Source organism: Streptomyces sp. NPDC101225, from assembly GCF_044767585.1.
Taxonomy (GTDB): domain Bacteria; phylum Actinomycetota; class Actinomycetes; order Streptomycetales; family Streptomycetaceae; genus Streptomyces.
In genome coordinates this window covers 19,731-42,345 of record NZ_JBIWOE010000025.1, presented here as the reverse complement: position 1 = coordinate 42,345, position 22,615 = coordinate 19,731, and the positions used below count along the sequence as shown (strand labels likewise).

20 protein-coding genes and 2 pseudogenes are annotated in these 22,615 nt (G+C 70.2%); 10 read left to right on the top strand and 12 right to left on the bottom strand.

Features of this window, described 5'->3' with window-relative positions; all coding sequences use genetic code 11:
• Window positions 1-10 precede the first annotated feature (10 nt).
• Window positions 11-1,072, top strand: a complete 1,062-nt coding sequence (locus ACIRPX_RS29415; RefSeq protein ID WP_404200817.1) for an Ldh family oxidoreductase — start codon at window positions 11-13, stop codon at window positions 1,070-1,072.
• A 37-nt stretch (window positions 1,073-1,109) separates the two neighbouring features.
• Here the strand turns inward: ACIRPX_RS29415 and ACIRPX_RS29410 are convergent, their stop codons facing one another.
• On the bottom strand, window positions 1,110-1,397 hold the full coding sequence (locus ACIRPX_RS29410; RefSeq protein WP_404200815.1) for a helix-turn-helix transcriptional regulator: 288 nt from the start codon (window positions 1,395-1,397) through the stop codon (window positions 1,110-1,112).
• Window positions 1,398-1,510: 113 nt separating this feature from the next.
• On the opposite strand from ACIRPX_RS29410, the gene ACIRPX_RS29405 reads away from it, so the two are divergent.
• On the top strand, window positions 1,511-1,729 hold the full coding sequence (locus ACIRPX_RS29405; RefSeq protein ID WP_404200813.1) for a transposase: 219 nt from the start codon (window positions 1,511-1,513) through the stop codon (window positions 1,727-1,729).
• Between the two features lie 1,531 nt (window positions 1,730-3,260).
• On the opposite strand, the gene ACIRPX_RS29400 is transcribed toward ACIRPX_RS29405, so the two are convergent.
• From ACIRPX_RS29400 to ACIRPX_RS29385, 4 genes are read right to left on the bottom strand one after another with little or no spacing between them, the layout of a single operon-like run.
• Window positions 3,261-3,998 (bottom strand): SDR family NAD(P)-dependent oxidoreductase, encoded by a 738-nt coding sequence (locus ACIRPX_RS29400; RefSeq protein ID WP_404200811.1) that lies wholly within the window; start codon window positions 3,996-3,998, stop codon window positions 3,261-3,263.
• A gap of 29 nt (window positions 3,999-4,027) precedes the next feature.
• Window positions 4,028-4,669 carry a class I SAM-dependent methyltransferase gene (locus ACIRPX_RS29395; protein WP_404200809.1) on the bottom strand — a complete coding sequence of 214 codons (642 nt, stop codon included), beginning with the start codon at window positions 4,667-4,669 and terminating at the stop codon, window positions 4,028-4,030.
• A gap of 38 nt (window positions 4,670-4,707) precedes the next feature.
• Window positions 4,708-5,415 carry an MFS transporter gene (locus ACIRPX_RS29390; protein WP_404200807.1) on the bottom strand — a complete coding sequence of 236 codons (708 nt, stop codon included), beginning with the start codon at window positions 5,413-5,415 and terminating at the stop codon, window positions 4,708-4,710.
• A complete protein-coding gene (locus ACIRPX_RS29385) occupies window positions 5,357-6,160 on the bottom strand; it encodes an MFS transporter (RefSeq protein ID WP_404200805.1) in 804 nt (267 codons plus the stop codon). The genes ACIRPX_RS29390 and ACIRPX_RS29385 overlap by 59 nt, the downstream gene beginning before the upstream one ends.
• 109 nt (window positions 6,161-6,269) lie before the next feature.
• Between ACIRPX_RS29385 and ACIRPX_RS29380 the strand changes: the two genes are divergently transcribed.
• Both ACIRPX_RS29380 and ACIRPX_RS29375 read left to right on the top strand, forming a co-directional pair.
• Complete coding sequence (locus tag ACIRPX_RS29380) at window positions 6,270-6,854, top strand: helix-turn-helix domain-containing protein (protein ID WP_404200803.1); 585 nt, start codon at window positions 6,270-6,272, stop codon at window positions 6,852-6,854.
• A gap of 282 nt (window positions 6,855-7,136) precedes the next feature.
• Complete coding sequence (locus tag ACIRPX_RS29375; protein ID WP_404200801.1) at window positions 7,137-7,565, top strand: transposase domain-containing protein; 429 nt, start codon at window positions 7,137-7,139, stop codon at window positions 7,563-7,565.
• A gap of 154 nt (window positions 7,566-7,719) precedes the next feature.
• On the opposite strand, the pseudogene ACIRPX_RS29370 reads toward ACIRPX_RS29375, so the two are convergent.
• Window positions 7,720-9,201 (bottom strand): annotated as a pseudogene (locus tag ACIRPX_RS29370) (IS1182 family transposase).
• A gap of 91 nt (window positions 9,202-9,292) precedes the next feature.
• The gene (locus ACIRPX_RS29365; protein WP_404200799.1) at window positions 9,293-9,415 is read right to left on the bottom strand and encodes a hypothetical protein; all 123 of its coding nucleotides are present in this window, start codon (window positions 9,413-9,415) and stop codon (window positions 9,293-9,295) included.
• Between ACIRPX_RS29365 and ACIRPX_RS29360 the strand changes: the two genes are divergently transcribed.
• Entirely contained in the window at window positions 9,389-10,213 is an 825-nt protein-coding gene (locus ACIRPX_RS29360) for a transposase (RefSeq protein ID WP_404200797.1), read from the top strand. The genes ACIRPX_RS29365 and ACIRPX_RS29360 overlap by 27 nt on opposite strands.
• Here ACIRPX_RS29360 and ACIRPX_RS29355 read toward each other — a convergent pair.
• Window positions 10,149-10,847, bottom strand: coding sequence for a TetR/AcrR family transcriptional regulator C-terminal domain-containing protein (locus ACIRPX_RS29355; protein ID WP_404200795.1), 699 nt, complete (start codon window positions 10,845-10,847; stop codon window positions 10,149-10,151). The genes ACIRPX_RS29360 and ACIRPX_RS29355 overlap by 65 nt on opposite strands.
• Window positions 10,848-10,959: 112 nt before the next feature.
• On the opposite strand from ACIRPX_RS29355, the gene ACIRPX_RS29350 reads away from it, so the two are divergent.
• Together ACIRPX_RS29350 and ACIRPX_RS29345 are read left to right on the top strand one after the other, a co-directional pair.
• Window positions 10,960-12,120: an FAD-dependent oxidoreductase gene (locus ACIRPX_RS29350; RefSeq protein WP_404200793.1), complete on the top strand. Its 1,161-nt coding sequence runs from the start codon at window positions 10,960-10,962 to the stop codon at window positions 12,118-12,120.
• Between the two features lie 306 nt (window positions 12,121-12,426).
• Window positions 12,427-13,703 (top strand): annotated as a pseudogene (locus ACIRPX_RS29345) (IS701 family transposase).
• Window positions 13,704-14,070: 367 nt separating this feature from the next.
• Here the strand turns inward: ACIRPX_RS29345 and ACIRPX_RS29340 are convergent.
• The gene (locus ACIRPX_RS29340; RefSeq protein WP_404200791.1) at window positions 14,071-15,762 is read right to left on the bottom strand and encodes an acetolactate synthase large subunit; all 1,692 of its coding nucleotides are present in this window, start codon (window positions 15,760-15,762) and stop codon (window positions 14,071-14,073) included.
• A 221-nt stretch (window positions 15,763-15,983) separates the two neighbouring features.
• Here ACIRPX_RS29340 and ACIRPX_RS29335 point away from each other — a divergent pair, with 221 nt between their 5' ends.
• Window positions 15,984-16,298 carry a hypothetical protein gene (locus ACIRPX_RS29335; protein ID WP_404200789.1) on the top strand — a complete coding sequence of 105 codons (315 nt, stop codon included), beginning with the start codon at window positions 15,984-15,986 and terminating at the stop codon, window positions 16,296-16,298.
• Between the two features lie 1,151 nt (window positions 16,299-17,449).
• On the opposite strand, the gene ACIRPX_RS29330 is transcribed toward ACIRPX_RS29335, so the two are convergent.
• Entirely contained in the window at window positions 17,450-18,166 is a 717-nt protein-coding gene (locus tag ACIRPX_RS29330) for a class I SAM-dependent methyltransferase (protein WP_404200787.1), read from the bottom strand.
• Window positions 18,167-18,219: 53 nt separating this feature from the next.
• Window positions 18,220-18,735 carry a hypothetical protein gene (locus tag ACIRPX_RS29325; RefSeq protein ID WP_404200785.1) on the bottom strand — a complete coding sequence of 172 codons (516 nt, stop codon included), beginning with the start codon at window positions 18,733-18,735 and terminating at the stop codon, window positions 18,220-18,222.
• A gap of 134 nt (window positions 18,736-18,869) precedes the next feature.
• Between ACIRPX_RS29325 and ACIRPX_RS29320 the strand changes: the two genes are divergently transcribed.
• Together ACIRPX_RS29320 and ACIRPX_RS29315 are read left to right on the top strand one after the other, a co-directional pair.
• Window positions 18,870-20,144, top strand: a complete 1,275-nt coding sequence (locus ACIRPX_RS29320) for a histidine kinase (protein ID WP_404200783.1) — start codon at window positions 18,870-18,872, stop codon at window positions 20,142-20,144.
• Entirely contained in the window at window positions 20,132-20,782 is a 651-nt protein-coding gene (locus ACIRPX_RS29315) for a response regulator (RefSeq protein WP_404200781.1), read from the top strand. The genes ACIRPX_RS29320 and ACIRPX_RS29315 overlap by 13 nt, the downstream gene beginning before the upstream one ends.
• A gap of 302 nt (window positions 20,783-21,084) precedes the next feature.
• On the opposite strand, the gene ACIRPX_RS29310 is transcribed toward ACIRPX_RS29315, so the two are convergent.
• Complete coding sequence (locus ACIRPX_RS29310) at window positions 21,085-22,479, bottom strand: hypothetical protein (protein WP_404200779.1); 1,395 nt, start codon at window positions 22,477-22,479, stop codon at window positions 21,085-21,087.
• Window positions 22,480-22,615 lie beyond the last annotated feature (136 nt).

The following is a 22,615-nucleotide window of genomic DNA, read 5'->3' as shown; positions in this document are numbered from 1 at the left end:
ACCCGCCACCATGTCCCAGAAAACCGCCACCGTCCTCGTGCCCGCGGAGGACCTGCGCGCCCTCGCCGCCGCCCTCCTGGAGAAGGGCGGACTGAGCGCCGCACACGCCCGCACCACCGCCGACGTCTTCGTCTGGGCCGCACTGCGCGGCGTCGAGTCCCACGGCATCGCCCGCGTCCCCGCCTACCTCGACCTGCTCACCAAGGGCGTCGCCAACGCCGACCCCGACATCAAGGTCGAGTCCACGACCGCGGCCGCCGCCGTCCTCGACGCCGACCGCGCCCCCGGCCCCGTCGCCCTGAGCGCGGCGGCACAGGACGCCGTACGGCGCGCGCGAGAGACCGGCATCGCCTCCGTGGGCGTACGGCGCACCGTGCACACCGGTGCCATCGGCTACTACGTCTCGAAGATCGCCGAACAGGGCCTGGTCGGCATCGGGTTCGTGGCCGGCATGCCCAACATGGGCTACACCGGCGTCAAGGGCGCCGCGGTGGCCACCAGCCCCCTCGCCATCGCCGTCCCGGCCCGTGACCACGCCCCGCTGCTCCTCGACATGGCGACCGCCACCATCGCCCTCGGAAAGATCCGCCAGGCGAAGGCGAGCGGCACCCTGCTGCCGGAAGGCGCGGCGGCGACCGAGGACGGCACCCCGACCACCGACCCGCAACAGGCGCACATGCCGCTGCCGTTGGGCGGCGCCAAGGGCTCCGGCATGTCGCTGGCCTTCGAGGTGCTGACCAGCGTGCTCGTCGGCGCACCGATCTTCTCCGCGTTCCACTCGGACGACCCGGCCGGACGCAGGCACCGCCAGAACGCCCTGCTCATCGCCGTCGATCCGGCCGCCTTCGGCGACGCGGACACCTTCACCGCCGACGTCGACGCGACGCTGAGCACCCTCAAGGGACTGCCCGTGGCCGAAGGCGCCGACGGTGTGTACTACCCCGGCGAGCGCAGCGCCCACATCGCCGGCGAGCGGGGAAGGCAGGGCATCCCCGTGGCACCGAAAGTGTGGCGCGAGCTGACCGAACACGCCGCGAAGTTGGGCGTGGCAGTGCCGGACGTGCCCTCCTAGACCTTGCGACTCCGGCGGGCCATCAGTCCGGTGGCCGTCAGTCCGCCGGCTCCTCCTCCCGGAAGCTCGCGGCGAGTTCACTGCGTGAGCGGATGCCGAGCTTGGCGTACACATGGGTCAGGTGGTACTGGACCGTCTTGACGGAGATGAAGAGCTCGAGAGCCGTCTGCCGGTTGGTGGCGCCGTCCGCGACGAGCCGGGCCACCGCCCTTTCCTGCGGGGTCAGCCGGGCCATCCCCGCGCTCGGCCGGGTGCCGTGCAGGCCGCCGGCCTGCAGTTCCCGGTCGCAGCGATCCACATAGGCCCGGGGGACCTCTTCCCGCACCTTCTTCTCCCGGACCCACCCCCGAGACCTTCACACCCTCACCCAGGCGTTGAGCTGGTCGCACTGGCGTCGACGACGCCAAGCGGTGGCCCACCGCTGCCACTACCGCCGTCGTGGGCACTCCTTCGAGGGGTGTGCGGGCAGAAGCCGTTGACATCCGTGACGGCATCCCTGCCCGCTACACTCCCACCGCTCGACGTTCGTACTGCACCCCGCAGGTCCTTGGCGTGGACGACTTCGCTATAAAGCGCCGCCACACCTATGCCACCGTGTTGACCTTCGCAGATACCCACCGGGTCGTCGATGTGCTGCCCACGCGGGAGGCCGGGTGACTGTTCGCGCATCCCGGCGTGGAGGTCATCTGCCGCGACCGGGTCGGCGCCTACGGCTGCCGGTGCGCCCGGGGCACGGCAAGTCGCTGATCGCTACCGCATGTGGGCCAACCTCGGCCAGGCCGTCGAGAAGTGCGCCGCCCACCGCTCCTGCCCGGCCGGTTCTCGACGCCGGACTCGCCTCCGGCCGCGCAGCCGCCGAGCCCGGCGACGTCGCACGGTAACGGTCGCCTTGCCGCCCGTCTTCAGGCTCATCACGCCCTGGTCCACGGCCTGTTGGAGCGGGGCATGGGGATCCGGGCCATCGCCCGCCATCTGGGCTGGGGTCGTCATACCGTGCAGCGATACGCCCGCGCCGAGCACTGGCACCAGGTCTCTACCGGACGCCACCTGCGCGGCAGCAGCTGGATACTCACCATGCCTATCTCACCCGGCGTGTCGTCGAGACGCGGGGCCGCATCTCGCTGGTGGCACTCGACCGTGAACTGGCCGAACGCGGTTGGCACGGCGGCTACTCCACGCTGCGCGACTGGGCCGTCCGACGGCTTCGCCAGCCCCGCCGGACCCCGCGGCCGCCCCCGGCACCACCGAGTGTCCGGCAGGTCACAGGCTGGATCGCCCGTAGGCCGTCCTCGCTGACCGAAGACGAACACCAGCGACTCAAAGCAGTCCTGTGCCACTGTCCCGAGCTGGCGACCACGCGCCAACTCGTCCGCGACTTCGGCGACATGCTCACCCAACAGACCGGCGTGCTCCTGCCCGCCTGGATCGACGAGGCCCTCGCGGCTGACCTGCCCGGCCTGAGCGGCTTCGCCCGCGGCCTCACCAGTGGCCTCGACGCCGTGACCGCCGGGCTGCACGCCGACACCCCACGCTTCCCGCATACGGGCGCAGCACCGAGCCGGCCGGGCCGGCACCCACCCGGCAACACCCCCCGGCAACAGGCAACGTCAACGCGCCCGCGCTTCGAAACGTGCGGGCGCCCCACGGGCAGCCGCGGCCCCAGGACACCTGCCAGCCCGACGGACGGCGCCATCGCCACCCCGGCCGCCCGACCCCGCGGCGCTTCAGGATCCTCGAGATCTTGTACAGCCATCCGAACCAGGACAGACCTGAGCAACAGACCAGAGGAAAGACATGACGAATGTGACGCAACCCCTTCACCACCCCACACACCCCGACCGCGGCCACCACCCCACCGGCCGACGCCGCGTGATGGGCGACGTTGAGAACGCCGAGTCCGCGAGTGTCAACTTAACGGCTCTGTCTCACTTTCGGTGGTGACAGAGCGTCATCGCTGGTGTGCCTGGTCCGAGCTCCGAGGAGAGCAGTCGCGGACACGTCGTCGAGCGGACTGTGCACGGTGGCAACGGTCGTTTCACCCATGTGGTCTGGGGGTGTTACTGCCAGCCACGGCAGCTACTTACGGCTACCACCGAAAGTGAGACAGAGCCGTTAGATTTTACACTCCCACTGCGGCGAGGACGGAAGATGAGGATGTGACGTGCCTTCCTCGGCGGTCGCATGCCGATCAGCCGAGGGCGGGTTGGCCGCCCATCGCGCCGAGTGTGGCGCCGTTGACGTAGCCGGCGTCGGCGGAGGCCATGAAGGCGATGGCTCCGGCGATTTCCTCGGGATGGGCGAGGCGCTGGAGAGCGACGGCCTGTCCTGCGGATTCGAAGGCGTCGCCGTAGGCGGCGGTGCCCTCCGTGCGGGTGGGACCGGCGGCGACGGCGTTTACGCGGACTCCGGCGGGGCCGTACTCGGCGGCCCAGACGCGGGTGAGGGATTCCAGGGCGGCTTTGGTGGCTCCGTAGATGCCGCTGCCGAGGCCGGGGCTGTCGGCAGCGCCGCTGCTGACGTTGATGATGGCGCCGTGTCCGCGTTCGGTCATGCCGGGGGCGAGGGCCTGGACGAGGAGGTAGGGGGCGCGGAGGTTGATGTCGATGTGGGCGTCGAAGATGGCGGGGGTGGTGTCGACGGTGCGGGCGAAGTGGAAGATCCCCGCGTTGTTGACCAGGATGTCGACTTCTCCGACCCGGTCGGCCAAGGCGGTGACCTGAGCGGGATCAGACAGGTCGGCGGGCTCGAAGCGGGCTTTGGCGCCGAGGACTTCGATGCGCTGGAGGGTGTCGGCGGCGCGCTGCTCGTTGCGGCCGTGGACGATGATGTCGGCGCCGCGGGCGGCCAGAGCCTGGGCGGTGGCCCGTCCGATGCCGGCGGTGGCGCCGGTGACCAGAGCGGTCTGCTGAGCGAGGTCGTGGTGCATGGTCGTGCTCGTTCCTGTGCTGGTGAGGGTTACTGGGTGCGCTGGGCGGTCAGGACGGTGTCGTGGATGGTGACCTGTCGACCGTCGGGTGTGGTGGCGGTGCGGGGGCGGGCGGTGCGGGTGACGGGCTTCCAGGCATGTGCGGGGAGGTCGTCGATGAGGTCGTCGGCGGTGAAGAAGATGTCGGGCTCGGACGGGCGAGGCATGGCGGTATCCAGGTCGCTGGGGTGGTGGCCGATGATCACCAGATGTCCGTCGCGGGCGACTCGTGAGGCGAGTGCGGCGAAGACGGCGCGGCGAAGGGGTGAGGGGAAGTGGAGGAAGGAGGCGGTGACGAGGTCGTAGCAGGGGACGCCGTCATCGCGGGGTGTCCAGGTGCGGATGTCGGCCTGCTGCCAGGTGAGGCGGCCGGCCAGTGCGGCCGGGGTGTGGTCGGCTGCGCGGGCGAGGGCCTGGGCGGAGAAGTCGGTGCCGGTGACCTGCCAGCCTGCCTGGGCCAGCCAGAGGGCGTCGGCGCCCTCGCCGCATCCCGCCTCCAGCGCCCTACCCGGGACGAGCGCGCTCGCTGCCTCTACGAGAGCCGGGTTGGGCTGTCCGCTCCACAAGGGGGTGGGCTGGTGGTAGCGCTGGTCCCAGAACGCGGCTTCGTAGCGCGGATCGGTGTCACTCATCAGGAGTTCTCCAGGGTGTGGTCGGGGGTCTGGGGTGATCATGCGGGGGTGGTGTCGGGGCCGGGGATGCGGCGCACCCAGAGGCCGAACAGGAGCAGGCCGGCCAGGGGGAAGGCGGCGGTCGCGGGCAGGGTCGCTCCCAGACCGCCATCCAGGCCGCCGGTGGCGGACAGCACGCTGGTCAGGACGGCCAGGCCCATGCCGCCGCCGAGTTGCTGCAGGCCTTGGGTGAGACTGACGGCGGCGCCGACGTGCTCGGTGAGGGCCTGGTGCATGATCACGGCGGTGACGGGGGCGAAAGTGGCGCCGGCGCCCGCGCCGAGCAGGACCGAGGGCAGCGGTACGGTGACGATCGAGGTGTGCGCGTCGGCGTCGGCGGCCACCAACGCCATCCAGACGATGCCCAGCACCAGCCCGGCAAGTCCCGTACTGCCGATGACGCGCTCGCCCAAGCGCGGCAGCAGCCGGGGGGTGAGCTGGTTGGTGGCGATCAGGCCAGCGGTGAAGGGCACCAGGGCAAGACCGGTCTGGAGCGGGGTGAAGCCGAGCACCTGCTGGGTGAGCAGGGTGGTGAAGAACAGGAAGCCGACCTGCCCGGCCGGGACGACCAGCATCGCCAGCGGCGGGCCCGCGCTGCGCATGGAGCGGAAGAACGCCAGCGGCATCACCGGATACGGATGCCGGCGCTCACACACGACCAGGGCCGCGAGTACGAGGGCGGCGACGGCGAACGACCCAACCACCACCCGAGCTGCTCCAGCCGCGGTCGGCGGCGGAGGTGAAGGCGAACACCAACGCCACCATCGTCAGGATCGAGGCCGCGGCGCCGCCGATGTCCAGCGAGGTGCGCCGACGCTCCATCTCCGGCAGGTTGCGCACCGCACCCAGCAGCACCACAAGCCCGATGGGAGCGTTGACGAACATCACCCATTCCCAGCCCAGCGTCTGCGTCAACACACCACCCGCCAGCAGCCCGACCGCGGCTCCTGCGCCCACGGCCAGGACGAACATCGCCATCGCACGCGAGCGCTGCGGGCCCGGCGTGGTGATCCCCATCAGCAGCACCATCACGCTGGGCGCCGCCATCGCCACACCCGCCCCCTGCAGGGCGCGCGCCGTCACCAGGACCCCCGCTGACGGCGCGAGCCCTCCCGCGATGGAAGCGATCACGAAGAGGGAGACGCCCAGGACCAGAGCGCAGCGCGGCCCGATCATGGAGCCGACCTTCCCGCTCAGCAGCATCAGCCCGCCGAAGGTCAGCGCGTGTGCGGTGACGCCCCAGGGCAGACCCGCGCTGGAAAAGCGCAGCTCACGACCGATGTCGGGCAGGGCCACATTCACGATCGATGTATCCACGACGAACATCAGCTGCGTCAGCACCAAGATCACCACGGCTAGCGCCACCGGCCCACGCCGCACCGCCACCGCCGCGCCGGGCGTAGCTGCGGCCCGCGGCGCGTCTGGCGCCTCGGTTCTGCTGTCGTTGCTCATCACGTCTCTCCCCTCACGTGCGGGCAGACCCGATCGGCGCGCCTGAACCCACAGTCACGCCGACCGTGCCGGAGCGCAAAGGTCCTTGCTGTGGTGGCAAGGTGGAAGGATGGATGACGAGACGCAGTCGACGATGGCCGCGGTCGGCCCCCGCCTCAAAGGGCTGCGCACCCAGCGCAACCTCTCCCTGACAGCCCTCGCCGAAGCCACCGGCATCTCCCTCAGCACGCTCTCGCGCCTGGAATCAGGCCAGCGCCGCCCTACCCTCGAACTGCTCCTGCCCCTGGCCCGGGAACTGCGCGTGGACATCGGCCAGCTCATCGGCGCCCCGCAGACGGGCGACCCCCGCCTGCACCTTCGGCCCGTCACCCGCCACGGCATGACCATGCTCCCGCTCACCCGACGGGCAGGCAGCCTGCAAGCCTACAAATTGATCATCTCGCCGAAGATGCGCTCGCCCGAACCCGAACAGGCCAGCCACGAGGGCTACGAATGGATCTACGTCCTCGACGGCCGACTGCGCCTGGTCCTGGGCGACAACGACCTGATCATGGGCCCGGGCGAAGCCGCCGAATTCGACACCCGCATCCCCCACTGGTTCGGCAACGCCGACGAACACCCCGTCGAAATTCTCAGCCTCCTCGGCCGCCAAGGAGAACGCGCACACCTCCGCGCCCGCACCACACCACGATGAACCCACTGCGGCCTGGGCAAGACCCACGTCCAGCACGTCCTGACCGCTCTGGCCTGCAACGTCACCCGGATCGCCGACTGGATCGCCAGTCCGACCCGAAAGCAGCGGGCACCCAGCCACTTCCACGCACTCGTCACAGCGACCGGTTGACCCTCACAAGATCGCCAACAGAGTCACGCCGTTGCTTCAGCAGTTCAGGCTGGGCGTCAAGTACCTGGTCATGGGCGGGACCTCGAGTAGTTCCTGTGGTGTCGAGCCCAGGAACGAGCACTCGGAGGTCCCGTGCCGCAGCAGTCTGCGAGCGTCGGGCGGCGCCCGACACCCCTTGATGTCTATGCCCCGGGCCAGCTGGGCGAGTTGACCCAGATCACCGATCCCTGTCCGGTCGACGCCGTTGTCGACGAGACCGCCGCCCGGGAACAGCGGCTGCGGTTGCTGTCTGCGCGGGTGGTGGTGTACTTCGTGCTCGCGCTCACCGTGTTCGAGGGAGTCTCGTATACAAGGGTATGGGCGAAGCTGACCGCCGGTCTCGGCAAGGCGGTCACGGCATGCCCGTGTGCGTCGTCGCTGTCGCGTGCGCGACGCCGGGTGGGCACCGCACCGCTGCGTCGGCTCTTCGAGGTTCTGGCAGGCCCGGTTGCCTCTCCGACCCGCTCTCCCGCGCGCGTCTCGATCACGACCGGGCTCGCGAGGAGGTGGCCGGGATGGTGATCGACCACCTAGGAGCGTGTCTCAGTAACGGGCAACTGACCGGGTGGTCGTGATCGGCGGGGTCGCTCGCGGTCGCTGGCCGGTGTCCTGCGGGTTCGGTGGCCGGTCCTGCCGGTCCGGAAATCGGCCCGGACAGGGCCGGTGGCCGCGCCGGTCAGGCGATCGCCGCGGCGAGTCCTGCGGTCCCGGCGTGCCGGAAGATCTTGCGGAAGTTGTGGCAGGCGGCCAGCAGCCGCCACTCTCCTCGGGCTCCGTCCTCGCCGCGCAGGAGGAGCCGGCGGCCGTTGTGGCAGGTCATGATCTGGCCGAAGACGGGTTCGACGATGGCCTTGCGGCGGGCGTAGGCGGCCTTGCCGGGCTTGGTCCGCAGCTTGCGGGCCATGCGTTCCTTCAGCGTGGCGTTCTTGGAGATGCGTCCGCGTGGTGGGGGCGGGACCTGCTCATCGTGGGCGAGTCGGCCGGTGGCCATGAACGTGTCGGTGCCGCAGGCGAGGTGGCGCTCTCGCGCGGACTCAAGGTTGGTCTCGGAGCAGTAGCCGGCGTCGAGGAGGGCCTATTTGGGGTGGACGCCGGTGTTCGCCGCGGACTGGTCGAGCATCGTGGTGTAGTTCAGCGCGTCCGAGGGGTTGGTCGTCACGTCGGCAGCGGTGATGACCTGGTGGGCCTCGTCGACGACGGCCTGGGCGTTGTAGGCCTGGATGTAGGCGCCGTCGCTGTTCTTCATGATCCGTGAGTCGGGGTCGGTGAAGTTGGCCTGGGCCTTGGGCTTGGGCCGGGCCTTGGCTGCTGCCGTCTCGCCCGCGTCGGTGACGGCCCGCTCGTCGCCGGTGCCGGCACGCTCCTGGCGGCGGCGTTCCTTGTCCTCGGCGTGAGCGCGTGCCTTGGCGGCGGCTTCGGCTTCGATCTGCGCGCGGGCGGCCTGCAGCTTCGCCAGGCGCTTCTCACGCCGGTCCAGTTCGGCGGGCAGGTCCGCCTCCTTGCCGTCACGGCCGAAGGTCTCATCCTCGGCCTTGTCGGCGGCCTCCGCGTCGGCCAGCAGGCCCTGGGCCTTCGCCTCCAGCCGGGCGATCTCGGCCTCGATGCGTTCTTCTTTGTCGACCAGGCGGCCGTAGCTCATCGCCTTGTGCCTGGAGGCGCTGGCCTCCAGTTTCGTGCCGTCCAGCGCGACGCGGCCCATCTTGACCATGCCGAGCTTGGTCGCGAGGTGCAGGGACTGGGTGAACAGACCGGCGAGCGCATCGAGGTGGCGTCGGCGGAACCGGGCGATCGAGCGGAAGTCCGGTTCCTGGCCGGCGGCCAGGAACCGGAACGCGACGTCGTCGGCCAGGCGTCGCTCGATCGCGCGGGAGGAGCGGACGCCGGTGGTGTAGCCGTAGATCAGCAGACGCACCATGAGCCGCGGATCGTAGGGCGGGTAGCCGCGCTTTTCGGTGTAGCCGGCCAGGATCGGCCCGAGGTCGAGTACCTCGTCGACCAGGTCGGCGACGAACCGGGCCAGGTGGTCCTCGGGCAGCCAGTCCTCCAGCGACGGCGGGAGCAGTAGGACCTGATGGGGGTCGAACGCCCGGAACGTCTTGCCGACCGCGGCCGGACGACCCTGCGGCCGCTTCTTCCCGACCGGCTCGACCTCGAACAACCCATCCCCATCACGCATACCGAGATCATCCCGCATGAATGATCACGAACCGCAGGCGGGTTGCCTGCTACTGAGACACGCTCCTAGCCGGTCAGGACGTGGTGCTGGTGGTGGACGAGATCGGGGACGCGAAGTCCTCGACCATCTGCGTGGGGCGGGGCGGCAGTACTCCGGCGTCCTTGGTGGTGTGGGTCTGTGCCAGGTCGCGGTGCATCTGGCGGCGGTTACGCCGACGATGCGGGTGATCACCGACCGGGCCCTGCGTCTCCCGGCCGACTGGGCAGCCGACGACGAGCGGCGCGAGGCGGTCGGCGTCCCCGACGAGATCGCCTTCGCCAGCAAGCCCCACCAGGCGGTACGGATGGTGGCCGACGCTCTGAAAGCCGGAGTGTCTGCTCGCTGGTTCGCCGCCGACGAGGTGTACTGCGGCCGCGAACTACGAGCACAGATCCGGCAGTTGGGTCTCGGTTATACCGTCGGCGTCCCGGCAACCCACCCGGTGACCGACGGGGCCGGCCACCGCTGGCACGCCCGTCAGATGCTCAACAAGGTCCGCCCCGGGCACTGGATGCGCCGATCCACCGGTGACGGGGCCAAGGGCAGACGCGAGTACAACTGGAACTGGCTGGACATCCGCGCCGACGACACCCCGGATGGTGCACAACAGCCGGACGGAATGAGTGTGCTCGTCGCCCGCCGCCACCGCTACACCGGCGAGACCTCCTACTTCCGCTGCTGGACACCGGGCGACGTCGCCCTCGGAGCCCTCGTGGAGATCATCTGCCGCCGTTGGAAGATCGAGGAAGCCGACGTGTCCCAGCAGCTTGCTGACCACCTCGACCGGGGTGCCGCCCCGCAGCAGCCTGGTGGCGTAGGTGTGGCGATACCCATGGGGGTCATAGCAGAACCCGCGAGTTACGTCGAACCCCGGGGCCTGGAGCGCTGCGTTATGTGGACGAACGCGGGTCCGCGGTCGTGTTCAAGCCGTCCAGGAGCATGTCGAGGCCGGTGATGAACTGGTCGCGGTCGTCGTGGTCGCGCAGGTCCTTGGCGGCGTGAGCAAGAAAAGGGTAGTCGGCGGGATCGAGTCGTTCCCAGCGTTCCGCGGTCTGGGCGAGGTAAGCGTCGCGACTGGCGGGCGCATCGAGGGGAATGCGCGGAGCGATGATCTTGGCGCTGACGCCGGTGATGTAGAAGGAAACCGCGGTAGCAGCCACGAAATGCCGTTCGGCGGGCAGCCCGGTTCGTGCGACAAGGGTGCCGATACGGTCGAGCAGGCGCAGCGCGTTCACCAGCATGGGGGGCGCGTTGACGTGGGGCGCCGCCCACCGGTGCCGGTCAAGGGCGTCGAAGACGGCAATGGCGAGCGCGTGCAGCGCAGCGCGGGGGTTTTCCTCGCGCTGCGGGTCCCCGGCGAGGGCATGGCCGAGCACCTGATCAGCGGCTAGGACAACGAGTTCACCCTTGTTCGACACGTGCCAGTACAGCGCGCCAGTGCCCGTGTTCAGCTGCTCGGCCAGCAGCCGGAAGGTGAGCCCCCGCTCGCCGCGCTCGTCCAGCAGCGCAATGGCCGCGCTGACGATCAGCTCTTGGGAGAGGGCGTCGGCGCGCCCTCCGGCTGGCGCTCTTCCTCGGGTCCGTGGCATGACCTCATTTTGACACACCGTGGATCGGTGTTCCATATTGATTATGGAACACCGATCCATATGAGTGTCTGGGCGGAGGCTCGCGCTCCGCCACACAGAAACGAGGAAACCCATGAACACCATCCATCGCCCGATCGCCATCGTCGGCGCCGGCCTCGGCGGCTTGACCCTCGCCCGGGTCCTGCACGTCCGCGGCATCCCCGCGACGGTCTACGAAGCCGACCCGTCTGCCGCATACCGCACGCAGGGCGGTCAGCTCGATATCCACCAGGACGACGGGCAGCGCGCCCTCGCCGAAGCCGGCCTCACTGAAGAGTTCCGCGCGATCATCCACGAGGGCGCCGAGGCCAAGCGCATCCTCGACCAGCACGGCAAGGTGCTCTATGACGAGCCCGACAACGGCGCCTCACGCCGTCCTGAAGTGTTGCGCGGAGACCTGCGCCGCGTCCTACTCGACTCCCTGCCCGACCAGGCTGTCCAGTGGGGGCACAAGGTCACCGGCATAGAGCCCCTCGGCGACGGCCGACACGAGCTGACCTTCACCGACGGCACGTCCATGACCAGCGCTCTCCTCGTCGGTGCCGACGGCGCCTGGTCTAAGGTCCGCCCTCTGCTCTCCGGCGCCACGCCCGAGTACACCGGCACGACCTTCATCGAGACCTACCTCTACGACGCCGACGAGAGGCACGCCGCGACGGCCGAGGCGGTCGGTCCTGGCGCGATGTGCGCACTGACACCGGGCAAGGGCATCGCCGCGCACCGCGAGGCAGGGAACGTCCTGCACACCTACGTCGAGCTGAACCGATCCGCCGAGTGGATCTCCGCCATCGACTTCACCGACTCCGCCGCCGCGACCGCCCGGGTCGCAGCCGAGTTCGACCAGTGGGCACCGGAACTCACCGCACTGATCACCGACGGTGAGACCGCGCCGATTGACCGCATGATCTACACCCTGCCCAACGGGCACCGATGGGAGCGCGTGCCGGGAGCCACGCTCCTCGGTGACGCCGCGCACCTGATGCCGCCCTCGGGTGACGGCGCGAACCTGGCGATGTTCGACGGCGCCGAACTCGGCAAGTCCATCGCCGCTCACCCTGACGACTTCGAGGCGGCTCTCACCGCCTACGAAGAGGCGCTGTTCTCGCGCACCGAACCCTTCTACGCCCAGGCGCACGGCATGCTGGACCTCATGCTCGGCGACCGCGCCCCCTTCGGATTCATCGACTTCTTCACCGGTGGCCCCCAGGGCCAGGAGACAGCACGAGAGTCCTGAGCCACACGCCGACGGACCCTACGTCAATGCAAAATCCACTCTTAGTTAAGCTTGACCGGGAGTGTAAATCTAACGGCTCTGTCTCACTTTCGGTGGTGACAGAGCGTCATCGCTGGTGTGCCTGGTCCGAGCTCCGACACGGCAGCTGTAGTTCCGGTGTCGCCGCTGGTCAGGAGCGTCGTGGGGTGAATGCGGGCATGGGTACGGCCACCGTGATCATGAACGTTTGTGACGACGTATCAACACGCGGTGGCCGTGGAGGCCACGATAGCCGAGCAGGCGTGGGCAAAAGCGTTCGGGGCGGCGATGGACGCAATCGCGCACTGCTTCGCGCGGCGTGAAGCACGCGAGACGGCCCGGCAGTTGACCGCCGGGCTGCTGCTGGAGCTGGACACCCGTAATTGCTGGACGCTGGCGGAGGCGCTCGGGCATCGAGGCCCGCACCGGCTGCAGCACCTGCTCTCCCGCGCGTGTCTCGATCACGACCGGGCTCGCGAGGAGGTGGCCGGGATGGTGATCGACCACCTTGCCGATCAGGATGTGGTGCTGGTGGTGGACGAGACCGGGGACGCGAAGTCCTCGACCATCTGCGTGGGGCGGGGCGGCAGTACTCCGGCGCTCTTGGCGGTGTGGGTCTGTGCCAGGTCGCGGTGCATCTGGCGGCGGTCACGCCGACGATGCGGGTCATCATCGACCGGGCCCTGTATCTCCCGGCCGACTGGGCCGCCGACGACGAGCGGCGCGAGGCGGCCGGCGTCCCCGACGAGATCGACTTCGCCACCAAGCCCCAGCAGGCGGCACGGATGGTGGCCGACGCTCTCGAAGCCGGAGTGCCTGCTCGCTGGTTCGCCGCCGACGAGGTGTACTGCGACCGCGAACTACGCGCACAGATCCGGCAGTTGGGTCTCGGTTATACCGTCGGCGTCCCGGCAACCCACCCGGTGACCGACGGGGCCGGCCGCCGCTGGCAGGCCCGCCAGATGCTCAACAAGGTCCGCCCCGGGCAGTGGATGCGCCGGCAGACCGGCGACGGGGCCAAGGGCAGACGCGAGTACGACTGGGCCTGGCTGGACATCCGCGCCGACGACGCCCCGGACGGTGCACCACAGTCGGACGGGATGAGCGTGCTTGTCGCCCGCCGCCACCGCTACACCGGCGAGACCTCCTACTTCCGCTGCTGGGCACCGGGCGACGTGGCCCTCCGCGCCCTCGTGGAGATCATCTGCCGCCGTTGGAAGATCGAGGAAACCTTCCAGCTCGCCAAGGGATTCACCGGCCTGGACCAGGGCCAGGTCACCTGCTGGAACTCCTGGATGCGCTGGTCGCTGTTCTCCTTGATCGCCGCCGCCGTCCTCGCACTGACCCTGCACGCCATGACGCCCGGCACCACCGTCAGCGCGAAGCCCGCCCTGCTCGTCCCGCTGGCCTGCCCGGAACTCGTACGCCTCCTGCGCAGCCTCGTTCTGCCGCCACCCGCCCGCAACCGCGAACACGTCCTGCACTGGACCGCCTGGCGCCGACACCATCAAGCCACCGCCCAAGCCTGCCACCAGCGGCGACACCGTCTTCACGACCAACCATGATCGGAACTACAGCTGCCGTGTCCGAGGAGAGCAGTCGCGGACACGTCGTCGAGCGGACTGTGCACGGTGGCAACGGTCGTTTCACCCATGTGGTCTGGGGGTGTTACTGCCAGCCACGGCAGCTACTTACGGCTACCACCGAAAGTGAGACAGAGCCGTTCGCTACACAGACCCGCGGGTGCCCCGGGTACGAAGCTTGAAGGTGGAGAACGTCGCGACTCGATGGGGCTTGTGGTCCACGCAGCTGGATCCAGTGCTCGGCTGGGAAGGCGCGGAGCCCCACTCACCCCGCCTAAACACTTCACGATGCCCGTCTCTCGTGGAGACGCGGGCGGGTTGGACAGTTGTCCGCTCCCTTTCCAGCAGGTCAGAACGGGCCGCTGAGGGAGCCGAGCCGGTCGGTCAGGCGCAGGTTCTCGGAGTAGTCGACGGGGCAGGCGATCACGGAGACACCGTCGTCGTCGACGGCGCGGCGCAGCATGGGCAGCAGCTGGTCGACGGACTCGACCCGGTAGCCGCGTGCGCCGAAGCTCTCGGCGTAGGCGACCAGGTCCGGGTTGGTGAATCGGGTGTTGCTGTGGCGGCCGAGTTCGAGTTCCATCTTCCAGGTGATCAGGCCGTATTCCTCGTCCACGAGGACCAGGACGACAAGAGGGATGCGTTCGCGGACAGCGGTCTCCAGTTCCTGAGAGTTCATCAGGAAGGAGCCGTCGCCCATCATGGCCAGGACGCGTCGGTCCGGCCGGGCCAGTTTGGCGGCGATGGCGCCAGGCAACGCGAATCCCATGGTGGACAGTCCGTTGGAGACCAGGCAGGTGTTCGGCTCGTAGGTCGGGTAAAGACGGGACATCCACATCTTCCCGGCGCCGGTGTCGGCGAGGACGATGTCGTGGCGGTCCAGCGCGGTGCGGACATCCGCCACCACGCGCTGCGGCACCAGGGGGAAGGCCTCGTTGTCGCGTCCGTACCGGAGTTCTTCGTCAAGCAGTGCACGGATCTTCGTGCTGCTCGACGAGTCGTAGGCGAGGCCGTCGGGCAGTGCCGCCGCGAGTGCGTCCAGCGCCTGCGAGGGGTCACCTTCGACGCCGACTGCGACCGGGTAGTGGGCGTCCACCTCGGCGGGGAAACGGTGCACGTGCACGATTCGCTTGTCGCCGTTCGGGTTGATCTTGGCAGGGTCGAATTCCTGGATTTCGTAGCCGACGCAGAGCAGCACATCGGCTGTGTCGAAGCCGAAGTTGGCGTAGTCGTGGCGCATGAAGCCGACCGCGCCGAGGGCATGGGGGTGGTCGTCAGGGAAGACGCCCTTGCCATGGAAGGTGGTCGCGACCGGGATGTTCACCTGCTCGGCGAACCGCAGCAGCGCGGCTGAGGCCCCGGCCCTCGCGGCACCGTGGCCGGCCAGCACGATGGGATTCCGGGCCGTGGTGAGCACCTCGACCGCCCGTGCGATCTGCGAGGGTGACGGCGCATCGGAGTGCACCGTGTCGATCTCCAAAGAGCCCAGGGCCTCGACGGGGTTCTCCGCTTCGATATCCTCCGGCACCGCCAGGAACACGGCCCCGGGACGCTCACTCTGAGCAATCTTGAACGCCTTGCGCGTCATTTCCGGCACCGCGTCCGGGCACTCGATGCGGGCCGACCATCGGGTGACGGGAGTGAACATCGACACAAGGTCGATCACCTGGTGCGACTCCTTGTGGATGCGACGCAGGGAACCCTGGGCGGCCAGGGCCACCAGCGGCGCGCTGTTGGTCGTGGCGTCCGCGGTGCCGAGGAGCAGATTGATCGCGCCGGGACCCAGGGTCGCCGAACACACACCGGCCCGGCCGGTCAGCCGTCCGTAGATCTCCGCCATGAACGAGGCGGCCTGCTCATGGCGCACCAGAACATACCGGATACCGGATTCGTTCAGCGCGTCGACGAAGCGGATGTTCTCCTCGCCAGGGATCCCGAAGACGTACTCCACGCCCTCGGCCTGCAGGCAGCGCACCAAGAGATGCGCGACGTCCTCCACCGCTGCCGTCCCCCGCGACTCGGTCGCGCCCTCGGTACCCATGCAACGAACGTAGGCACGGCCCTGTCCCTCGGCCACTCTTCGGCCGCCGACCGGGGCATGGAGGAACGGGATCCATTCGGAGGTATGGCGATGGCAGCTGCCGGGGGAGGCCCGCACGCGGGGCAACGTGGACGAACACCCAGCACATGTCGGCGGCTGAGCTCTCAACGACCCCTGTGACCGCTCCGTCGCCCAGGCTGGCCGCCTCCGTTCCCTGCGCAGTGCAGGTCCGACGCGGCAGTACCCGGATCTCCTACTCGCCCCCGCGCCTACCTGCCACCCCGACCTCGGGGATCAACAAGTTCGTCTCTGACCTCGCGTTGCCGGCGGCCGTGCAGCTCGTGGACTTCGACGGGAAGGGGTCGCAAGCCGCTGAGGGCGACTACGCGGACCTGTTCAAGCGGATGTTCGCGTTCTACGGGGACGGCGTGGACGAGGCCAACGCGCTGTTCAAGCGCCTGGTGGCCCTGTGCCGGCGGCGATCGTCGGTGATCCGTCACGTGGGTGTCAATGTCCGAAGTCGCCTGCACGGATGAGTTGCGCGTTTGGCTCGGTGTGCAGGGGGGTGTGAACGCCGGACCGTCCGAAGTCCCCCGCGCCACCGTCGAATTGACCGAAGTCGCGTGCATGACCGGGAGGCCGAATGGCGGACGGGCTGAGCCTCGATGGCGGCCACCATGCGGCGGTTCGCGACGACAGCCCCGCCGGGGATGACGCTGACCGCTGACCCGTAGTCGCCGATCACGCCGGTAAGGATCACCGATGACGTGGGACCGTCGTCGTCGCTGTACGCGACGAGGTTCGCCGTCCGGCCCCCGGCCATGGACGACGAGGGCGCCGGGGCGTCCCCGGACCGGCCTGGCGAGCCCGACGACCCGCACCCGGCCAGTACGACGGCCCCCCCGACCACTGCTGTGACGCCTGCGGCGCCGGCCCCTATCGCGCCCCCGATACGCCCGCCGTTCATCCCCGGCCTCCCCATTCGCGGTCCGCCCCTGTCACCCGGTCCACGCGTCATTCTGACCGCCCGAGTTCGCCGGTTCCTCAGGGAAGCCCCTGACAAGCCCCTGAATTCGCGTGCAGGCCTCGTTGACGGGCCATCGCGCAACTCGCGATGGGCAGGGGCTTCGGATTCAGCGGGCCGGGGCCGCCTCCCGCAGCATGTCGCGAGCGGTCCCGGCCCTGGCCCTCACGGCCGGTTCGCGATCGGGGCGTGTTCCCACGCGCTCCCCGACGTCCGCGAGGACCAACCCGTGCGGGAACTCGTACGCCAGGGGATGGGCACAAGTCCTCGCACACGACCGTCGCCGGCACCGACCCAGACGCGGTCGCATCCCCGATTCTCCCAGCCCATAGGCCGCCGGCACCCCGCCCGGACCGAGACAGTACGAAGTGCGCCCAGACCCGCGGCTGCCCAACGCACCCGCTCCGCCTCGGCATACGGCACCGCCACCAGCAGACGCGGCGGCCGCGCGAACGCCCGCAGGGCTTGCTGCCGGAGAGGACCCAGCACGATCGGGGACCGGAATCACGCAGCAGCAGCCGCAGGACTCCCCTCTCACCTTGCGGAGGGGCGCCGCAGTTTTCGTGGCTGGCCGCGGTTAGGGCGGAGCCCCCTCGCCTCCTGGAACGGCCTACCGCGCGCCAGGTTGTTCAGCTCGGTGACCGCGGTCCCTGCGTGCGGTGCTCACGCTTCCCCGTCGTTGATGTCCCGGTCACTGTGGGCGAGGTGTTCGCTCTGGTGGCCTGGCGCGTGGGCTCTGCAGGGTCGGAAGCGGGCGAGGTATGCCGGGCTCGGGCCGCGGCGCTCGGCCAGGTGGAGGCCGGCGGCGTCGGCGAGCCGGTGCAGCCGGCCGAAGGGGATCCAGTGCCGGTCGAAGAACTCGCCGATCACCAGCCGCCCGCCCGGTGCCAGCACCCGTGCCGCCTCGCGCAGTACCCGATCCGGCTCGGGGATCTCGCCGAGCGCGGTCACGGCGTACGCGGCGTCGAATGTCCCGTCGGCGTAGGGCAGTTCACGTGCGTCCGAGCGGGTGGGCCTGATCGTGGCCAGGCCGTCGCGCTCTGCCCGGCACATCACGCGGTCGAGCATCTCCTGCTGGATGTCGAGCACATCGAGTCGTCCCTCCGGCCCGAGCTGCGGGGCGACGTGCAGCGACTGCAGGCCAGTTCCCGGGCCGATCTCCAAGATCCGCTCCCCCGGCCGCGGCCGCAGTACGGCGTCCATCCGGTCGGCGGTCAGGAACGGCAACGGCACGTCCAGGAGGCCGCGTTGGGCGTACGGATAGGGCGCCGTGTCGCCCAACCACCAGGCGGCGGCCAACGCGGCGCCGACGCCGGCGGCGACCGCCCAGCGGGTCCGGGCCGGGATCGGGGCGACGGCGGCGGTGGTGATGCGGCGCATGGTGTTCTCCGGTGGATCGATTCGGTCCGTGGCATGTGGCTGGGTGGTCGGCGTCACGCGGGCCGGCTCACCGCCCGCAGCGCCAGCCGACCGCACAGCGCGGCGAGCGGCAGCTCGGCGCCGAGCGCCATGGCGACCGCGGTGGCGAAGTCGCCGCCGGGGGCCGCGGTCGTGGTGTCGAACCAGGCGTCCACCACAAGCAGCGTCGCGGTCGCGGCGGCCGCCAGGGCGTGCCGCCGGTCGCCGCGGGCGGCGAGGAGGCCGGTGGCGATCAGGCCGAGCGCCTCCAGCGCGTCGAGCCCGACCCAGGCGACCGGCCAGTGCGCCGCGGTCGCGGTGGCCGGCAGGCCGGTGGCCAGCACGTACAGCCACGGCAGCAGGGCGAGCCCGCAGGCGACCAGCAGCCACCCGGCCCGCCGCATGCCCCGCGCCGGGCGCGGCTCCTCCGCCTCTTCGTGGAGCGGGATGACCTCGGCGCGGTCGAAGCCCTCGGCACCGGCCAATTCGTCATCGCACAAGACCAGTTGACGCATCGTCTTCCCCCGCTCCCCGCCGGCTCTCCCCTTCATGTGCTCCACCCTCCGCCGCACACGGGGCGCCGTCAGTCACGCAGGATTCCGACCCGGGGTGGAGAAAAGTGCACCCCCGAACCGGGCGACAGTGTCATGGCATGGGGATGGCCTGCGGCTTTACCGTTTGACGCATGCAACTCACGATGTGGCGGCAGTTGGTGCTGGGCCGGCCGTTCCGCAGGGCGGGACACCGGACCGCGCTCGTCGCCGCCGGCCTGCCGCTCCACCTCGCCGTGGTGCCACTGTGGCTCTGGCTGCTCGGCACGATGGCGGCGTTGGTGCGCGCGCCCGGCGCGGTGGCCGTGATTCCGCTGCCCGTGCTGCTCACGCTCTGGGTGACACCCCTGCTGACCGCCGGGCAGCGGCGGCGCTACCGGGCGCTCGTAGGCAAGGACCTCCCGCGCCCCGCCGTACCCGGGCCCGGACGCAACTGGAAGTCGGCGGTACGTCGGCTGACCACGCGGGCCTTGTGGCGGCAGGTCTGCTACCACGCCGTGGCGGGTCCGCTGCTCGCCGTCCTGGACCTCGCCGTCCTCGCCGTCTGGGCCGCCGCTGTCGTGGCCGCCTCCCTCTACGTGTGGATCTGGGCGCTGCCCCCGCAGTGGCGGGTCACCGACCTCGGGTACACCACGCAGGCCACGTACATCACCGCCGGCGGCCTCGCCCTGCTGTTCCTCGGGCCCCGGCTGACCGGCGCTCTGGTGCGGCTGGACACCCGGGCGGCCGAGGTCCTGCTCGGCCCCAGCCGCACGGAGAAGCTGGCCCGCCGGGTCGCCGACCTCGCCGAGAGCCGGGCCGGTGTGCTCGACGCCGCCGACGCCGAGCGGCGGCGGATCGAGCGCGACCTGCACGACGGCGCACAGCAGCGCCTCGTCTCACTCGCCGTCAACCTGGGCCTGGCCAGGTCCACCCTCGGCGACCTGCCGGAGGACGCCCGCAAGGTGATCGACGAGGCGCACCGCGAGGCGAAGGAGGCCATCGCCGAGCTGAACAACCTGGTGCGCGGCCTGCATCCGGCCGTCCTTGAGGACCGCGGCCTCGACGCCGCGCTGTCCGGGGTCGCCGCCCGCCTCCCGATCTCGGTACGCGTGGCGGTGGACCTGCCGCAGCGCCCCTCACCCACGGTCGAGGCCGTCGCGTACTTCGTGGTCTCCGAAGCTCTGACGAACGTGGTCAAACACACCCAGGCGACCCGCGCGGACGTGACCGTGGACCGGATCGGGGAGACACTGCTGGTGGTCGTCGCGGACGACGGAGCGGGCGGCGCGGATCTCGCAACGGCCGGCGGCGGCACCGGGCTCGCCGGGCTCGCCAAGCGCGTCGCGTCCGTCGACGGCACGTTCTCCTGCCGCAGCCCCGCCGGGGGCCCGACCGTCATCACCGTGGAGCTGCCGTGCGCGCCGTGATCGCCGAGGATTCCCTCTTGCTGCGCATCGGCGTGGTCAAGGTGCTGGAGGCGGCCGGCTTCGAGATGTGCGCGCAAGTCGCCGACGCAGAAGGGCTGCTGGCAGCCGTCGGGGAGCACCGGCCCGACATCGCCGTGGTCGACGTGCGCATGCCGCCCGGCTTCACCGACGAGGGAGTGCGCGCCGCGCTGGTGATCCGCCGCCAGTACCCGCGTACCGCCGTGCTCCTGCTGTCGCAGTACGTGGAGGAGCGGTACGCCGCCGATCTGCTCGCCGCCAACACCTCGGGCGTCGGCTATCTGCTCAAACAACGCGTCGCCGACGTCGAGGAGTTCGCCGAAGCGGTACGCCGGGTGGCGGCCGGCGGCACCGCGCTCGACCCGCAGGTCGTCGCGCAGCTGCTGGTGCGCCGGCACAGCGATCCGCTCGACCGGCTGACACCACGCGAGCGGGAGGTGCTGGAGCTGATGGCGGGCGGCCGGTCCAACTCCGGCATCGCCGCCGAGCTGGTCGTCAGCGAAAGCGCGGTCGCCAAGCACATCAACAGCATCTTCACCAAACTCGACCTGCCCAAGGCCGACGCCGACCACCGCCGCGTCCTAGCGGTGCTGCGCTTCCTGGGCGTTGCGACCGCATAGTGCGCGACCACGCCCGCAGCCCAGTCGACAACGGTGCTGACCAGCACGCAGTGGACGTCACTGACTTCAGCTCGTCAGGGTGAATTCGCTCGGAGTGCCTGATGGGGGCCGGTGCGGTGGCTGTATCTTGAAACTCCCCCACCCAAACCAACCGACCGAGCGAACCCCTAACACCCCAGACCAACCCCCCAGCCAGCCCCGCATCAAAGCCCCGCGAGCCCAACCCCTTTCGCGCAACGTCCGGGCCGAAGTGCACTACTCCTTGCGCTGAGCCCCGAAGGGCCCCGCCGCCGCGGGGAGACCTACGTCGTCACCCGCGGGTCCACGGTCCTGCGGCGCTCCCAGACCGGGTGTTCCATCACCGGGGGCGCGAGTCTGGCCAGGCACAGGCTGAGGATGCCTGCCACGGCCACCAGCAGAAGCATCAGCAAGTCCAGGCCCTGGGACGGCGCGCCGACGAGGAGGGGGACCGCGGAGCCGGCCGCGAGTGCGTACAGGGCGACGATCAGCAGGCGGCGGGCGGGAGACGTATGGCAGGACATGGACCAGTCCCGGGCCGCGACGGACGGGTCCGTGGCGTGCAGGGCGTCCTTGCGGGCGAGGCGTTCGACGTTCCTCGAGCTGGCCCCGAAACGGAACATCCGGCCGTCGGGGGCGACGAGGACGCCGGGCACCTCGTCGGCGTTGCTCATGCGCCAGCGCCGGGCGAACAGCAGCCGGCCGCCGCCCGTGCCGAAATCCGCGGCGAGGAGGGGGATGTCGTGCGGGGGCACCTTCAGCGTGAGGTCTCCGTACTCGGTCGACGCTCGCAGGGAGCGCCAGACCTCCGTTTTGGTGGTGCCCGACCGGGAGCCGACGGTGATGTGCTCTTTGCGCACCGCCGTCAGCGCGTCCACCCGCACCGCGTACACCCGGCCCGCCGCCGCATCCTCCCGCAGCACACGACTGCCACCGCGGTTCTTCAGGCCGACGATCACGATGGGGAGCAGGGCGAAACCACCGACGAGCACCATCATGACCGTCTGGAAGTCGAGGGGCGGTCCCCAACTACGTGTGTACACGGCGACGTCGGCGCTGTCGTCCACCCAGCCGCCCAGCTCCGGGTGCCCGGGGGCGTAGAGGACCGACACCTCTGTGTCGGTCCACGGAAGACCGGCGATGATGCCGCGGTCCACGGACAGCACGGTGCCGTCGGACAGCGTCGCGGCGAAGGACGCGTACCAGAAATGCGTGCTGCCGTCCCCACCCGAGACGCTCACCGACGACACCTCCCGCGCCTGAACCTCGGTGATGGTGGCCGTCGCCACCCGGGCGCCCGCGTCCTGGATTGCGGCGATCGTACGGGCCTGGCTACCGTCCGGCTGCACGGCCATGAGCTGGGCCGTGCACACCGCGTACAGGGCGAGTGTCGTCGCCAGTGCGCTGCCCAGGACGGCCGGCGGTCTGCGGGGTATTCTGCCCGGCACTGGAATGACGGCGTCCGCTTCGGGTTTCGCCAGCGACGGGCCGGCCGACGGTGCCCGCCAGGTCGCGGCCACCCAGCCCAGCCCGCACACGAGCGCCACGGCAAGCGCGGTCAGGACGTCCAGGCGGGGAACGGGAGCTCCGTAGCGGAGGAAGGGCAGCACGGCGACCGCGGTCGCGGAGAGCAGGGCAGCGGCACCCCAACCGCGGGTCCAGGACGTTGATCTTCGCATCCGGTCATACAACACAGGTGACACCTGTTCGTACAGACCGCGTGCGACCCACGTCCCCCCGGGCACCTTCCTCCACCCCTGCCGGACCCGCCGCCGTCCACATCCGCGACACCGGGCAGTTGGAGGAGGCGGTCCG